At 46.3% G+C, this 13,589-nt stretch carries 14 protein-coding genes; 7 read left to right on the forward strand and 7 right to left on the reverse strand.

The genetic code is table 11. The annotated features are described in order from the left end of the window. Nucleotides 1-107 precede the first annotated feature (107 nt). From Q1A08_RS15735 to Q1A08_RS15745, 3 genes are all read left to right on the forward strand, one after another. Nucleotides 108-596, forward strand: a complete 489-nt coding sequence (locus tag Q1A08_RS15735) for an Lrp/AsnC family transcriptional regulator (RefSeq protein WP_299774623.1) — start codon at nucleotides 108-110, stop codon at nucleotides 594-596. A 169-nt stretch (nucleotides 597-765) separates the two neighbouring features. Continuing rightward, on the forward strand, nucleotides 766-2,232 hold the full coding sequence (locus Q1A08_RS15740) for an NADH:flavin oxidoreductase (RefSeq protein WP_299774624.1): 1,467 nt from the start codon (nucleotides 766-768) through the stop codon (nucleotides 2,230-2,232). Between the two features lie 163 nt (nucleotides 2,233-2,395). Continuing rightward, on the forward strand, nucleotides 2,396-2,866 hold the full coding sequence (locus Q1A08_RS15745; protein WP_299774626.1) for a hypothetical protein: 471 nt from the start codon (nucleotides 2,396-2,398) through the stop codon (nucleotides 2,864-2,866). A 25-nt stretch (nucleotides 2,867-2,891) separates the two neighbouring features. Here the strand turns inward: Q1A08_RS15745 and Q1A08_RS15750 are convergent, their stop codons facing one another. The 4 genes from Q1A08_RS15750 to Q1A08_RS15765 form a co-directional block, all read right to left on the reverse strand. Next, nucleotides 2,892-3,797 carry a DUF4350 domain-containing protein gene (locus tag Q1A08_RS15750; protein ID WP_299774628.1) on the reverse strand — a complete coding sequence of 302 codons (906 nt, stop codon included), beginning with the start codon at nucleotides 3,795-3,797 and terminating at the stop codon, nucleotides 2,892-2,894. Between the two features lie 119 nt (nucleotides 3,798-3,916). After that, complete coding sequence (locus Q1A08_RS15755) at nucleotides 3,917-4,126, reverse strand: cold-shock protein (RefSeq protein ID WP_299774630.1); 210 nt, start codon at nucleotides 4,124-4,126, stop codon at nucleotides 3,917-3,919. 336 nt (nucleotides 4,127-4,462) lie between these two features. Further along, a complete protein-coding gene (locus Q1A08_RS15760; protein ID WP_299774632.1) occupies nucleotides 4,463-4,861 on the reverse strand; it encodes a DUF4019 domain-containing protein in 399 nt (132 codons plus the stop codon). Between the two features lie 67 nt (nucleotides 4,862-4,928). Beyond that, a complete protein-coding gene (locus Q1A08_RS15765; protein ID WP_299774634.1) occupies nucleotides 4,929-5,381 on the reverse strand; it encodes an energy transducer TonB in 453 nt (150 codons plus the stop codon). A gap of 170 nt (nucleotides 5,382-5,551) precedes the next feature. Between Q1A08_RS15765 and Q1A08_RS15770 the strand changes: the two genes are divergently transcribed. Beyond that, entirely contained in the window at nucleotides 5,552-6,853 is a 1,302-nt protein-coding gene (locus Q1A08_RS15770) for an amidohydrolase (RefSeq protein WP_299774636.1), read from the forward strand. A 176-nt stretch (nucleotides 6,854-7,029) separates the two neighbouring features. On the opposite strand, the gene Q1A08_RS15775 is transcribed toward Q1A08_RS15770, so the two are convergent. Then, nucleotides 7,030-7,929: a LysR family transcriptional regulator gene (locus tag Q1A08_RS15775; protein WP_299774638.1), complete on the reverse strand. Its 900-nt coding sequence runs from the start codon at nucleotides 7,927-7,929 to the stop codon at nucleotides 7,030-7,032. A gap of 178 nt (nucleotides 7,930-8,107) precedes the next feature. Here Q1A08_RS15775 and Q1A08_RS15780 point away from each other — a divergent pair, with 178 nt between their 5' ends. Further along, nucleotides 8,108-8,683, forward strand: a complete 576-nt coding sequence (locus tag Q1A08_RS15780; RefSeq protein ID WP_299774640.1) for a carboxymuconolactone decarboxylase family protein — start codon at nucleotides 8,108-8,110, stop codon at nucleotides 8,681-8,683. A 64-nt stretch (nucleotides 8,684-8,747) separates the two neighbouring features. Here Q1A08_RS15780 and Q1A08_RS15785 read toward each other — a convergent pair whose 3' ends face one another. Then, entirely contained in the window at nucleotides 8,748-10,151 is a 1,404-nt protein-coding gene (locus tag Q1A08_RS15785) for a PLP-dependent aminotransferase family protein (RefSeq protein WP_299774642.1), read from the reverse strand. A 239-nt stretch (nucleotides 10,152-10,390) separates the two neighbouring features. Between Q1A08_RS15785 and Q1A08_RS15790 the strand changes: the two genes are divergently transcribed. Continuing rightward, nucleotides 10,391-11,311 carry an EamA family transporter gene (locus Q1A08_RS15790; protein ID WP_299774644.1) on the forward strand — a complete coding sequence of 307 codons (921 nt, stop codon included), beginning with the start codon at nucleotides 10,391-10,393 and terminating at the stop codon, nucleotides 11,309-11,311. Nucleotides 11,312-11,457: 146 nt separating this feature from the next. Then, nucleotides 11,458-12,807 (forward strand): MATE family efflux transporter, encoded by a 1,350-nt coding sequence (locus Q1A08_RS15795; protein ID WP_299774646.1) that lies wholly within the window; start codon nucleotides 11,458-11,460, stop codon nucleotides 12,805-12,807. Nucleotides 12,808-12,852: 45 nt separating this feature from the next. Here Q1A08_RS15795 and Q1A08_RS15800 read toward each other — a convergent pair whose 3' ends face one another. After that, nucleotides 12,853-13,416 carry a class I SAM-dependent methyltransferase gene (locus tag Q1A08_RS15800; protein WP_299774920.1) on the reverse strand — a complete coding sequence of 188 codons (564 nt, stop codon included), beginning with the start codon at nucleotides 13,414-13,416 and terminating at the stop codon, nucleotides 12,853-12,855. Between the last annotated feature and the right edge of the window lie 173 nt (nucleotides 13,417-13,589).

Genomic DNA, 13,589 nt, shown 5'->3' on the forward strand with positions numbered 1-13,589 from the left:
AAACAAAGGAGCTTGCCAATCGGCATCCTTTGGCGCAGCGGGCTATGTTTTTTACCCTTTTGAGCATAAAATCCCCTAGAAGTGAATATTTCGAGTGATTTTTGCCAATGAATATAGAAGAAGCGATCAAGTTGGATAAGATCGATATAAAAATATTAAAGGCCCTACAGGCCAATGCCCGTATTAGTAATGCCGACCTAGCCGAGAGTGTTAACCTATCTCAAACACCCTGCTTGAGACGCCTGCGCAAACTTGAATCCCAGGGCCTGATCAAGCAATACCGCACCCAGCTCGATCGTAAGCAACTGGGCCTGCAGATATCGGCTTTTGTGTTTGTAAAACTCGAGCGTAACACCGCTCAAAATGGCAAAGAGTTTGAACAGGCTGTTGCCGAGCTTCCCCAGGTAATGGAGTGCTGCGTGCTCGCCGGCCGGCATGATTACAGCCTTCGGATTGTCACCAAGGACCTAGAGTCCTACGAGCGCTTTATCAAGCATGATCTGGCCCATGTCGACAAGGTTGCCCATATTGAGTCGACTATCATTCTAAACCAGGTGCTCGATCGAGCCGTTATTGACCTAGAGCGCGCCCTATAGGCGCCAGCTTTAATACGCCGGATATTGTTGCTGTACAAATCCCCTCGTAGACTCATCTAACCCTACAAATTACAGTGCCCCTAAGCTCATTTTGGGGTGCGCTTGCTTATTTGAGCTATAAAAATTAACATTACATGTAAATTTTTTACCGATAAATGGTTGTAGTCTTATGTGGAAGCCGCCCCAGAGAATAAAATTCACTCCATTGGATGAGCCTTGGCCGAGCCAAGAGGAAGCGGCTAGAGCTTTATTGTTCCAAGGCTTTAAATATGGTCCGCTAGAACTCAGCCAACGTAGCTGGATTCCGGCCATGGTTCCTTGGCGTGCCACTGAAGACGGCTATGTGTCTGACAATGTACTGGACTGGTATCGCCGCTTTGCTGAAGGCCAGCCGGGCGCAATCGTTATTGAGGCCACGGGCATCCGCGATGTACCCAGTGGCCCCCTACTACGCATCGGCCACGATCGCTATATAGAAGGTCTAAAAAAGCTCACCCAAACCGTTCATGAAGCGAGTCAGGGCCAGACTAAAATTTATATTCAGTTGATCGACTTCTTGTCGATACGACGTCGTCCAGAGCCCGAAAAGTTCTTTCAACGCTTTTTACATATCGACGATGATTTACGAAAAAGATTTGAACAGCAAACGTCAGAGACAGATAAAACAGAAAGCGAAATTCGATCTGCTTTGGCGGATATGGATGAGGAGGCTCTAGCTCGAGTGCTCGACGAGCGTCAGCTGGAGTCTTTATATCAGGGCTTTCGCGAACGAGTTTTTGACCCAGAGCCACATCTACAAGAGTTGCCCCAAGTTCTACCTGATTTGTTTGCAGATGCCGCAGAGCGCGCCAAGACTGCAGGCTTTGATGGTATTGAGCTGCACTACGCCCACGCCTATACCATGGCCTCTTTTCTCTCTGCCCGAAATATTCGCAGCGATGGCTATGGCGGCCCGCGTGAAAACAGAGTTCGCCTACCATTGGAGGTTTTTGCCAAAGTTCGCGAACGCGTAGGAATGGATTATCCATTGGGCTGCCGTTTTTTAAGTGACGAAATTATTGAAGGCGGTAGCCATTTAGCCGACGCACAGTATTTCGCCACCGAGTTTGCACGCGCCGGTATGGACTTTATTTCACTATCACGTGGTGGAAAATTTGACGATGCTAAGCGCCCCAAGGTTGGGCAAGCCGCCTACCCTTACACTGGACAGTCCGGTTATGAGTGTATGCCCTCCTTCCAGTCCGATGAGCAAGGTCCATTTGGCCGCAACATCGAGCCCACCGCCAGTATCCGACAGGCAATACGTGACGCCGGTTTTCAAACACCCGTGGTGGTCGCTGGTGGTATTCACAGCTATCAGCAGGCTGAAAATATCTTGCAGCAAGAGCAGGCCGATATTATTGGAATCGCCCGCCAAGCCATTGCAGACCCAGATTGGTTTCGCAAAGTAAAAAGTGGCTGCGGTGCAGAAGTTAGGTTGTGCGAGTACAGTAACTATTGCGAACGGCTTGATCAAAATCACCAGGAAGTCACCTGCAACCTTTGGGATAAAGTCGGTCGTGACGAAGACTCAGCCATCCTAAGCCAAGATGGTCGACGCCGATTAATTGCTCCGCAATGGGAAAACAGCGAATAAAAAAGAAAATCTATTCTACGCCTTGATTCAATGACTGACTCTGACTTGTGTTAATATAGCCCCTATAAAAATCATAGGGGCTATATTCATTCCTGCCCACTATTTGTTCTAAGCTACGAACCCTGATCAGCCACTTTACTAGCCATTTATTGGAGTTCCGTCTATGTCTCTATTCAAGAGCCTCGCGATAGCGTTTTGCTTATTATTATCACTACCCACTTTTGCCGAACTTAAAGCTGGTGATCAGTTTCCCGACATTGAATTCACTGATCAATTCGACAAAAAACACAAAATCAACAATCAAGATAGATTGCTCTTAATATCCTTTGATAAAAAGGTATCCGAGCAAGTTCATGAATTTTTGAGTAAGCAAGAAAAGGATTTTCTGAGCAAGCACAATGCACGCTATATCGCAGATATCAGCGGCATGCCCAGCCTTATTACCAAGATGTTCGCACTGCCTAAAATGCGAGATTACGCATACACACTGTTACTGATTAAAGACGAAGCGCTTGCCGAGAAATTTAGTCAGTCAGAAGATCAGCTGCTTATTTTTCGCTTGGAAAATAACATGATTCAAGACATTGAGTTTATAGACCCCAGCAAAGCGGCGCTTTTATTTAGCAAGCCGTAGATCTTCGCAGCCGGTGGGCGGGAATTTATATCTTTCTCGCCAACCACAATAAGCTGTTAATCAAAAACTGCTCATTCTGCTCAGCACCTTTTGCAGCCAAACCCATTTTCCATCTTTCTTTGCCGGAAACTTGAGCAGTAAACATACCCGCCTCGCCGAATACCAAAAGCCTGCCTTCACCCAACTCCAAACTCGCCCCTTGCTGCCAGCCCTGCACTGAAATAGTTGCTGTGTCGTCATCTATACCCCAAGATTTCTTCGGCATATAGGCTACAGCCGCTTTGCTAAAGCTCATAATAGGCTTAGCTTGCGGAGGCGCTAGAAAGGCCTGCCCCATAAAGCCACGAACTTTAGTAATCGCTTGTGAGTCCGGAAGCCCTGTTAGTATTGCATGGCTTTGGAGGCTGTTATCACTGATCTCAAAATACTGCTCACGGCTACCGAGAATTTCGACATAAGAGTTTGAGAAGTGAAAACCAAAAATTTCGGCCAGCTCTTCTGCTGCTTTGGGGAAGGGCATATGATCGGCAATCAACATTAATGAGCCGCCCTCTTTCACCCAATTAAAAAGAGCTTCTATTTCACTACGGCTAAATGCAGGGTAATTCGGCAAATCCCAGTTTTTACGATTCTTCGGGTGTAAGGCATTAGCAATCACAAATATATCAGTGCTCTTGAGCAGCTCTGCATCGATGCTTTTCTGATTACTGGACACCGCAAAGCCTACACGCCTCAAGACCTTGGCAAAGGGCTGATACTTGCCCTCTAAGGTGTGGAAATTGGCATGAGCGGCATCGATAAGGACACGCGGTCGATGTGTGCTTAGGAAATAGTCTTGTGTATTTTTAACTTGATAGCCGCTATCCACTAACTGCTGAGCATTGAGGCTAAAGGAGAGCAGGCAAAATATGAATGTCAGTATTAGGGGCATAATCGTATGCTGAATTATGTTTGCTTATCAGTATTGCGGAAAATCATCAAAATACCCCCCCAGAAACGCAAAAAGCAAGCCGAAGCTTGCTTTTTGAAAGAGATATTTACCGTTTTTGCTTATAGCGCAACGATATTCTCAGCCTGAGGGCCTTTCTGACCTTGAGTTACAGTGAACTCAACTTTTTGGCCTTCATTCAAAGTTTTGAAGCCATTGCCAGAAATAGCACTGAAGTGTGCGAATACATCAGGACCGTTCTCTTGCTCGATAAAACCAAAACCTTTAGTTTCGTTGAACCACTTAACGGTACCAGTAACAGTGTCAGACATTAGATAAAATCCCGTAGGTAAAAATAATAGTGCCTTCATGAGGCGTGTTTAGCATGAAGAAACAGATAAATTCTTTAACAACTACAGGACGATGAAATATAAATTACGTCGTAATGGAACTGTAAAAAGCTACTCGTTTTCAGCTGAAGGCAGGCTATAGGGCAAGCCATATAAAGTCAAGGTCTTTAACATAAACTATTCAGACAAATGTGCTTCAATCCCTAAATTTAGCTCAAATTCAATAACTTAAGGTCAAAATACAGCCAGCCAGTAAACCTGCATTGAAAGCAGAGATAACTAACGGTCACTTTTCACCCAGCTGCCGCTATATCAGATCTACTTAATGTAATAGCCTACAACTTGCCAATTATCGCCCTCTTTTTTAAGGGTCACCGTCTCGGTAGCCCTACTCATTTTTTCAAAACTGGCGCTTAAAGTAACCACAATATACTCCCCCACAGGCGCCCCGGGCAAAGACGAGCGAATATCGCTATTACTGATCTGGCGATTTAGCACCTTACCCAGCGGCTTGCGCACCTGCGTTAAGCCTTTTTGCCAATCATCCTTTGCGACCTGAGATTTAAAATATGGCGCGGCTGCATCCCAGCTTTGGGCGTATTGACCGCTATCAACCATCTCAAGCCAAGATATGACCTCTTTGGATTGGAGCCCTTGGGCAATCGATAAACCAGAATACAAGCCGAAGATTATTACGGCCTTAATAAATAGCTTCATAGTGTGGTCCTTTTTATACGCTTACAACCGAGTTGTTAATAGCGCTTATCTTATTGGGAAGTCTCATTTAATCTAGGGAGCAACGTCTTTTTACTTCATCGGGGTCGGAATCTTCAAATTTGTTTGAGCCACCTATTAAGAAATATACCACGATGTTAGTTCTGACGATTCGCCGCTCGGGGTTGTCGTCGCTAGGCTTGAATCGGAACTTTTGAACAGCTGTCAATGCTGCACTATCGAATACCCTTTCTACACTAGACTTCAAAATCTTAAAGGATCTAGGCTTACCCTCTTTATTGATAACATAAGAGACGTTTACACAGCCATCTAGACCAATATTAAAGGCCCTCCAAGGGTAGCGTGGTTTGTGCGAAATAACGGTTTCCCAGTACTCATTAGAATCCGCAGGGACAGCCAGTATATCTTCCTCTTCAAATACCATTTGAGGGCTACTGCAAGCTTGCAAAATAATGATGAGGGCAAAGACTCTAACAATAAAAGAAATTGGATTTCTAGGCACCTAACTACTCCTTGTGTTTGTACTCTAGCTTTAACTAGGATGGCGAACCTACCGATGGATGTAACTCACTAGAATACAACAAATACTGGTTCTGTTGCTCCTAATTTTCTGGTCTCCCCACGCTCAATCGTTATATTCTTAATAGCAAAACAAAAACTAAAGGAAGTACTATGATGAAGCCCCTCTCCTTTGCTTTGGCCAGCTTAGCTGTTGCCGTAGCAAGTCCGGCTTTCGCCAGCGATAGCGTCAGCAAAATGGCCGATAAAATCGAGCCTCAAGTCATTGAATGGCGCCACCATTTTCATGCGAATCCTGAGCTATCCAATCGCGAATTTGAAACCGCAAAGTATGTCACCAAATACCTCAAGGGTTTAGGCTTGAAAGTACAAACGGGTGTTGCTCATACCGGTGTTGTGGCTGTATTAGATAGCGGTAAACCAGGCCCAGTCGTGGCACTGCGTGCCGATATGGATGGCCTGCCGGTAACAGAAACCGTTGACCTACCCTACGCTTCCAAAGCTAAGTCGACCTATCGCGGTCAAGAAACCGGCGTTATGCACGCCTGCGGACACGATACCCATATGGCCATGCTGATGGGTGCGGCTAAAATTCTTGTCGAGCATAAAGATCAGCTTAAGGGCAAGGTGAAGTTTATTTTCCAGCCTGCCGAAGAAGGTGCCCCTGATGGTGAAGAAGGCGGTGCTGAGCTGATGGTTAAAGAAGGCGTTCTGAAAAACCCGGATGTCGATGCTATTTTTGGCTTGCATATTAATTCTCAAACCGATGTTGGCGTAGTGAAATATCGTAGCGGCGGCATTATGGCAGCCGTTGACCCATACAAGATTGTCGTAAAAGGCAAACAAGCCCACGGCGCTTACCCATGGTTAAGTACCGACCCAATCGTTACCGCGGCACAAATCATCATGGGATTACAAACCGTAGTAAGCCGTGAAGCCAACCTTACACAATCAGCCGCTGTAGTGACTGTGGGCAAGATTCAAGGCGGTATTCGCTCAAACATTATTCCTAATGAAGTTGAAATTATCGGTACGATTCGCACCTTGGATGAAGGCGTTCGTGAGAAGGTACACGAAGGCGTACGTCGCAAGGCTGAGCATATCGCTAAGAGTATGAACGCTAGCGCTGAAGTTACACTGCCGCTGAACTATAGCTATCCGGTAACTTACAACACTCCAGAGCTAATGCGTCAGATGCTACCAACACTGTCTCGCACCGCCGGTGAAGCCAATGTCCAAGAAGTAAACCCAGTGACCGGTGCTGAAGATTTCTCTTTCTTCCAAGAAAAAGTTCCTGGTGTGTACTTATTTGTTGGCGGCAAAGCAAAAGACCGTCCACTTAACGAGGCGCCTGCGCACCATACTCCTGAGTTTCGTGTTGAAGATGATGGCATGAAGCTAGGTGTTAAACTATTGGTGAATTTAACTATGGATTATATGGCTCAAAAAAAGTAATCTGAGCCAAGCGAGTTCGAGGAGCTAACGGGCAATAGTGGTTGGACTGCTATTGCCCGTTTTTTATTTTGCAGGTTTATATATTAATTAGTGTTAACAGGCCCTAGACTACTTGAGCAGACCGCAGCTAAAAAACGGCCTTTTAGCAAAAAGCAGAAAAGTTCAGAATCGAGCAATTAACGATTCGCTTGCTCAAAATAGTATTTCACTAATTGATATAAACGCTCAACATGAACTGGCTTGTCCCCATGAAAACGGTGCAGAAAATAAAATGGCCAAGTTTTTCCGCGATAATCTTCAAGGATTTTTATCACACGCCCTGCACGTAAAGCCTGAGCAAGAGCAAACTCGGGAATTAGCCCAATCCCCAAGCCTTTCTCAATAAAACTCAAGCTGCTGCTGAGGCTATTACAGCGACAAATAAATTGTGGCTCTAATGACATCACCCCATGCAGCTCATGGTGCAATTCAATGCTTTTATCTTGCCATGGTGCCGCAACCATCGCTTGCTCCAACAATTGCTCTGGGGAAGATAATTTACTCGCCGTTTGCAAATAAGCTGCACCCGCGCAGAGCAGCTCTTGGCTTTTGCCAATGTTCAGCGCGCGATACTGGCTATCAGCCAGGTCACCAGCGTAAATGGCCACATCGTATTTATCTTGAATTAAATCCTTAGGCTGATCACTGACGTCGACATGAGGCTCAATCTCAGGAAATTCCACACACAATTGCTGAATAGCAGGAATCACAATATCCAACTCACATGAATGCGGCAACGTAACGGCAAAACGCCCAGATGGACGCTCTTTCTGCTGCTCTACTTCGTTGATTATATGATCCACTTGCTGCTGCAGAAACTCACAGCGTGCCAGTAGGCGCTGCCCCTGTGCCGTCAAGTTCATGCCACGAGTGTGCCGGGACAGCAGCTGCTGACCAAGCTGCGCTTCAAGGCGCTTTATCTGTTGGCTTACGGCCGACTTACTTAAACCTAATTGCTTCGCCGCCGCTGTAAAAGACTGTTGCTTTGCGACTTCTGCGAAGCTGATCAATGCTGGTAGCAACTTACTTCTTTGCATCTATTTAGCCTTAGTTAAATGTTTTAGCTTTGTTTGGACATCTCCCCTCGATCCATTGTTCATTTTATTAAACAATGTGTTTACTGCAAGGTTATTGTCCCATTTTAAATACAAAAATAGACTAACTCCACTGTCTGAACAAACAGACATTTAGCAAATTTAAGCATTGGAGAACACTATGTCAGTACAACAGCACTTTGTATTTCAAAACCTTGAAGCCATCAGTGATGAGGTGGCTGGACCAGAGCAAGCTGAGCTTTTCGGCACCGCCAAGGCCAATTTAGGCCTGGTCCCTAATATGTATCGCAGCATGGCCAACTCACCGGCACTGCTGCGCAGTTACTTAAAGAGCTACTCCGAGTTTCGTGAAAACAGCAAGCTCAGCCCAATTGAGCAAGAAGTGGTTTTTCTAACGATCAGTAAGGATAACGGCTGCCAGTACTGCTTAGCTGCACACAGCATGATCGCCGATAAAGTGGCTCAGATGCCCGCAACCTTGCTAAGCGCCTTGCGCAGCGGTGGAGCGATCGATGATAGCAAGTTATCAGCCCTGCGAGAGCTCACTATAGAACTGAATCAAAGTCGAGGCCGCCCTAGTGAAGCGGTAGTCGCCAAAGCGTTTGCTGAAGGCTATGAAGAAGAAGTGGTCTTAGCAATTCTCGTCGCTATTTCTGCCAAGACTCTTAGTAATTACAGCAACCATTTATTTGCCAACAAATTAGATGATGCTTTTATGGACTATTCTCTTGGCTAAACCAACCTTTACGAGACAAGGCCTATAAGCCAACCCTATACACCATCACCTGGCGAAAGCGGGGCTAATTTGCATCAAGTATTTTAGCTAATAAACTCAATGCTTCCTGCCCAGTATTCGCCACATTAAAACGCATGGTGTTGGCGCCCTGCCCCTCGGCCCTAAATACGTAACCGGGAGCGAGAACCATGTCATTTTCCATTGCCTTTTGAGCCAGCTCGATAGAATTCAATGAGCCGTTCGGCACTTGGGTCCATAAAAAGACGCCGTGTTCTGCTTGCCCGAAAATTTTAAAACCAAGCTGTTCCAAGCCATTACTGGCTTGCTCGCGAGCTTCTTCTAAGCGGTTATGCAATCGACTTAAATGCTTACGATAAAAACCATCTACTAAGGTGGCGTACACGGTACGTTCAGTTATTTCGCTGCAAGTTAACTGCGTTAGCAGCTTTAAATCCATCAGCTCATTGGCCAAGTCTTGCCTGCAAGTTATATAACCTACTCGTAGAGCGGCCGATATGGTTTTGGAAAAACTACTGACATAGATTACCCGATTTAATTGATCCAAAGATGCTAGGCGCGGCCCAGGGTTGGGGTGTAAATCACCATAGATATCATCTTCTAGCAGATAAAAATCATGCTGCTCAGCGAGCTTTAATAACTCAAAGGCTACGCCTGGGCTAATGCAACTACTGGTAGGATTATGAAGAATAGCCGTAGTCATCATTAATTTAGGTTTATGCTCTTTCAACAGGGCTTTTAAGGCAGCAATATCGGGCCCGTCTTCATTTCGCGGCACCGGTAATGCTTCGGCACCAAAAAGTTTAAGCATGCCGAAAAGATTAAAATAAGCTGGGTCATCAATGAGTACTTTGTCTCCAGGGCGAAGCATTAATCGACAAACCAAATCCACCCCATGAGATGCACCATGACAAGTAATAATTTGTGGCACTTCAGCGCGAATCCCAGCTTCTTCCATGCGTCTTGAAAGTTGCTGACGCAATGGTACATAGCCACCCGCTTGACTGTACTCAACTAAGTGCCCGCCGTTTTGGCGAGAAAGCTGGCGTAAACTGCGTTGCACATTGGTGCTTTCCATCCATGTAGCAGGCAGCCAACCACAGCCTGGCTGGAGGCGATGCTGACCATCTTTTAAGGCTTGGCGCAGTGACCATAAGATATCGCCCGCTCTATCTAGCCTACAAGCCGTCTGTACATTGTCTGTTGCCGCCAGCTTGCCAACATAAAAGCCAGAGCCTTTACGAGACTGCAAATGCCCGGAGGCAACTAAACGGTCATAAGCCTGCACCACAGTAAAACGGCTTACCCCATGTTCCTCAGCAAAACGACGAATTGAAGGGACTTTGCTGCCTGATCGCATAGAGCGTTGCTCGATTCTTTGGCTAAAGCCTTGCACAATTTGCTCAACCAGAGGTTGTTCGTCGTGGCGGTTAATCGCTAGTAATGCCAAACTGCTCTCCTCGCCAATGCTATACGGCAGCGTAGAATTCAATATAGAAAAGTGTATTGGTAAAAGCACCATGACAGTGGCATGTACCGTTTACCCAACTGTACATGTATTGTCAGCTAGTAATGGCTTATCTTTCCATAAAGCTTATGTCATAGCAATGGGCTCGAATTTGCTGCTTAGGCGCCATTTAAAACGGCAATATATAGCGAGAACCAAGAGCCCCTAAACCGAGAGTTACCGTGAATAATTTGAGTCTTTACCTCACCACCGTCCTGATTTGGGGCTCCACCTGGTTTGCAATCACCTTTCAGCTTGGTGAAGTTGCATCGCTGGTTTCTGTCGCCTATCGCTTTGCCCTCGCAGGTGTTCTATTAATGCTCTTCTGTGCCCTATTCGGCAAACGCTTGCGCTTTGCATGGCGTGAACATTTGCTGATGTTTTTGCAGGGCAATTTTTTATTTGGCCTAAATTACTGGCTTATGTATTTGACCACCGAAAGAATCAGCTCAGGTCTAGTGGCTGTGATTTTCGCCGGCATTGTATTTTTGAATATTCTCAATGGGCGAATCATTTTAGGCCGCCCAATACAAAGCCATGTTTTGCTGGCCGCCATGATTGGTATTGTTGGTATTTCCATGGTGTTCTGGCCTGAGCTTGCTGCTGTTGAAAGTGCAGGTGGCGATATATGGCTGGCGCTGGGATTAGGCTTTGCCGCCACCTACTGTGCCTCGCTAGGTAATATTTTGTCTTCACACAATCAGGAGCGAAAAATACCCGTGCTGCAAGCCAATGCTTTTGGCATGAGTTACGGAGCGCTGAGTATGATGGTGATAGCTGCAGTTATGGGCCTAGAATTCAATTTTGATAGCCGCCCGGAATATATAGCCTCCTTGCTCTATCTTTCTGTATTCGGCTCAATTATTGCCTTTAGCTGCTATCTAACTTTGGTCGGCCGCTTAGGTGCCGATAAGGCCTCTTATGCCAGCTTGCTGTTCCCAGTGATAGCGCTGCAATTATCGGCCTGGTTTGAAAGCTTCCAGTGGACTTGGTTAAGTATTTTAGGATTGTTATTGGTGTTGATTGGCAATGTTTTAATAATGACACCAAGACAACGCCTACTAGGGCTTTTAAAAGCTGTACCCCAAAGTAAAGCCAGCTAGACGCCCCTTGACCATTTCGCACCACGGAAGGTGGCACTTTGGCTCTGTTTAGAAATCAGCTCCAGCTGCTAAACTGGAGGGATAATTTCTAAGATTAAATGCCTTCGATAAATTCGAGCATTGATACAGGGCCAAAGCCTGCAACCATGGAAGCGACAGCCAACTCTAAGCGCCCCTCTATTCTCGGCCTCGCCCTGCCGAGCATTTCTTTATTTCTGATATTTAATCTGGTTAACCTCGCCGTAATAAAAATTGTGGCCACCTTAGGCACGGCTGAAGTGGCCGCGGTTACCACAGGCTCGAGAATCTTCTTTATTGTTTATGCCGGCATTATGGGCTTAAGCGCTGGTGCGACCGCATTAATCGCCCATGCTTGGGGCGCTGGTGATCCTAAAGAAGCGGCATTGCAAGCCAGTCTTAGCGTTAAACTAGGTATTGCACTAAGTATTGTAGCCAGCGCCCTGTTTATGTGGCTGGTGCCTTATTTAGCGGATGTGTTTCAGCTGCAGGGTGAGGCTAAAGAAGCCACTATTGATTATGTACGCTTCTCTAGCGCATTTAATGCAAACTTCGCGATTATTATATTAATTACCTCGGCGCTGCGTGCTACCGGCGATGGCTGGGTACCGCTGTATATCACTGCATTTTGCAATGCACTATTTCTGCCTCTTTGCGCAGCTCTTACCTTTGGTTGGCCTTTGTTGAATATTCCGGAATTAGGCATTCGTGGCACGGCACTGGGTGGCGGCATTGCTTATGTATTGGGCAGTATTTTGACCTGGTTGCTGTGGCGCCGACACTGCCTGCAACTGCCCTACCAATCAAGCAGCATTAAAAATGATTGGGTAGCCGTAAAGAAGCTTTGGCACATCTCTTATCCGGCAATCGCCGAGCAATTAGTGATTCAAATCGCCCTATTTTTATTTTTAACGGTGGTAGCAACTTATAGCACCGAGGCCTTTGCGGCATACGGCGTTGGCCTAGGAATCTTGTCCATCACTATCGTGATTGGTGCCGGCTTTGGTGTCGCCGCCTCGGCCTTAGTTGGGCAAGAATTAGGGGCAGGCAACCCAGAGCAAGCCATTGGCATTGGTTACCGCACTTTGTTCTGGGCCGTGTTAACCATGACCCTAATGGGCGGACTTACCATCTACTATGCCACACCGCTAGCCAGCTTTATGGTGAATGACCCTGAAGTTATACGTTTAACGGCTGTATTTTTATTAATGCTAGGTATCTCTCAGCCTTTGATGGCGGTCGATTTTGCTCTGGGAGGCGCCTTGCGCGGCGCAGGTGATACCCGCTTTCCATTGCTTTCGACCTTCTGTGGATTTTTGCTGACCCGTATGGCCGTGGCCCTAGTATTTAAGATGCTAGGACTCTCGGTGGAATGGATATTTGGCGCTTTGATTGCGGATTATATTGTAAAAGCCATTTTGATTTTCTATCGCTTTTACTCAAAGGTCTGGCTCAGACCTCACCTTCCCTGCTCTTAAGTTCGCTTAACGCTTTAGCGATATGTCACTCGGAGTACCAGACGTTCAACCGCCTGTTTTTATGGCAATCATCATGACATGTTTTTCTGGAAACTGGTCCAGCTCTAGGTGTTTAGGCAGCATATTATTTTCCAAAAGCACTTCAAGATTTTTATTAATACCTACCGAGCTGTAATAGAAATCATCATCACGCCAACGATCATAATGATCACCTTCATCATCCCCAAAGGTATAAAACAACACGCCACCGCTTTTGAGAAAGCTCGTTAGCTTTTTCAAAACCGACGCCTGTTGGTCGAGAGGTAAATGAAACAAACTATCCCAAGCCAGTATAAAGTCATACTGTTTACTCGTCTGCCAGTGACAAATATCTTCACAGTAAAAATTACAACCAGGGTGTGCTTGCCGAGCCAGGTCGATCATTTTAGGAGAGACATCCACGCCATCCACACTAAAACCCGAAGCCAACAAGCGACTGATAAATCGCCCGCCTGCGCCACAGCCAACATCTAAGGCCTGGCCCTCTTGCGTGGTAAACTTTAGTGCTTGCTCAAACTGGTGAACACCGTATTGCGAATCACGATGTTGCTGCTGCCACCAACTGGCGATTTTATCGTATTTCTGGGCGAGTTCTTAGGGCCTGTTAACACTAATTCGGCCATCACTGCCGAACTTATTTCATCGATTCGGCAAGGCAGGGTGAGCGTATTGTGGTCATTTCACTATAGCGAGCACTAACACAGCCGAGCGATGAAATAAGTCGGCCCGAAGGGTTAGGCTAA

Origin of the sequence: uncultured Pseudoteredinibacter sp., assembly GCF_947500695.1 — a bacterium.
Lineage (GTDB): Bacteria > Pseudomonadota > Gammaproteobacteria > Pseudomonadales > Cellvibrionaceae > Pseudoteredinibacter.

Bases quoted from the DNA above. Each gene is read 5' to 3' on its own strand.
- Q1A08_RS15735 (WP_299774623.1), top strand. From the start codon at position 108: ATGAATATAGAAGAAGCGATCAAGTTGGATAAGATCGATATAAAAATA.
- Q1A08_RS15740 (WP_299774624.1), top strand. From the start codon at position 766: ATGTGGAAGCCGCCCCAGAGAATAAAATTCACTCCATTGGATGAGCCT.
- Q1A08_RS15745 (WP_299774626.1), top strand. From the start codon at position 2,396: ATGTCTCTATTCAAGAGCCTCGCGATAGCGTTTTGCTTATTATTATCA.
- Q1A08_RS15750 (WP_299774628.1), bottom strand. From the start codon at position 3,797: ATGCCCCTAATACTGACATTCATATTTTGCCTGCTCTCCTTTAGCCTC.
- Q1A08_RS15755 (WP_299774630.1), bottom strand. From the start codon at position 4,126: ATGTCTGACACTGTTACTGGTACCGTTAAGTGGTTCAACGAAACTAAA.
- Q1A08_RS15760 (WP_299774632.1), bottom strand. From the start codon at position 4,861: ATGAAGCTATTTATTAAGGCCGTAATAATCTTCGGCTTGTATTCTGGT.
- Q1A08_RS15770 (WP_299774636.1), top strand. From the start codon at position 5,552: ATGATGAAGCCCCTCTCCTTTGCTTTGGCCAGCTTAGCTGTTGCCGTA.
- Q1A08_RS15775 (WP_299774638.1), bottom strand. From the start codon at position 7,929: ATGCAAAGAAGTAAGTTGCTACCAGCATTGATCAGCTTCGCAGAAGTC.
- Q1A08_RS15780 (WP_299774640.1), top strand. From the start codon at position 8,108: ATGTCAGTACAACAGCACTTTGTATTTCAAAACCTTGAAGCCATCAGT.
- Q1A08_RS15795 (WP_299774646.1), top strand. From the start codon at position 11,458: ATGGAAGCGACAGCCAACTCTAAGCGCCCCTCTATTCTCGGCCTCGCC.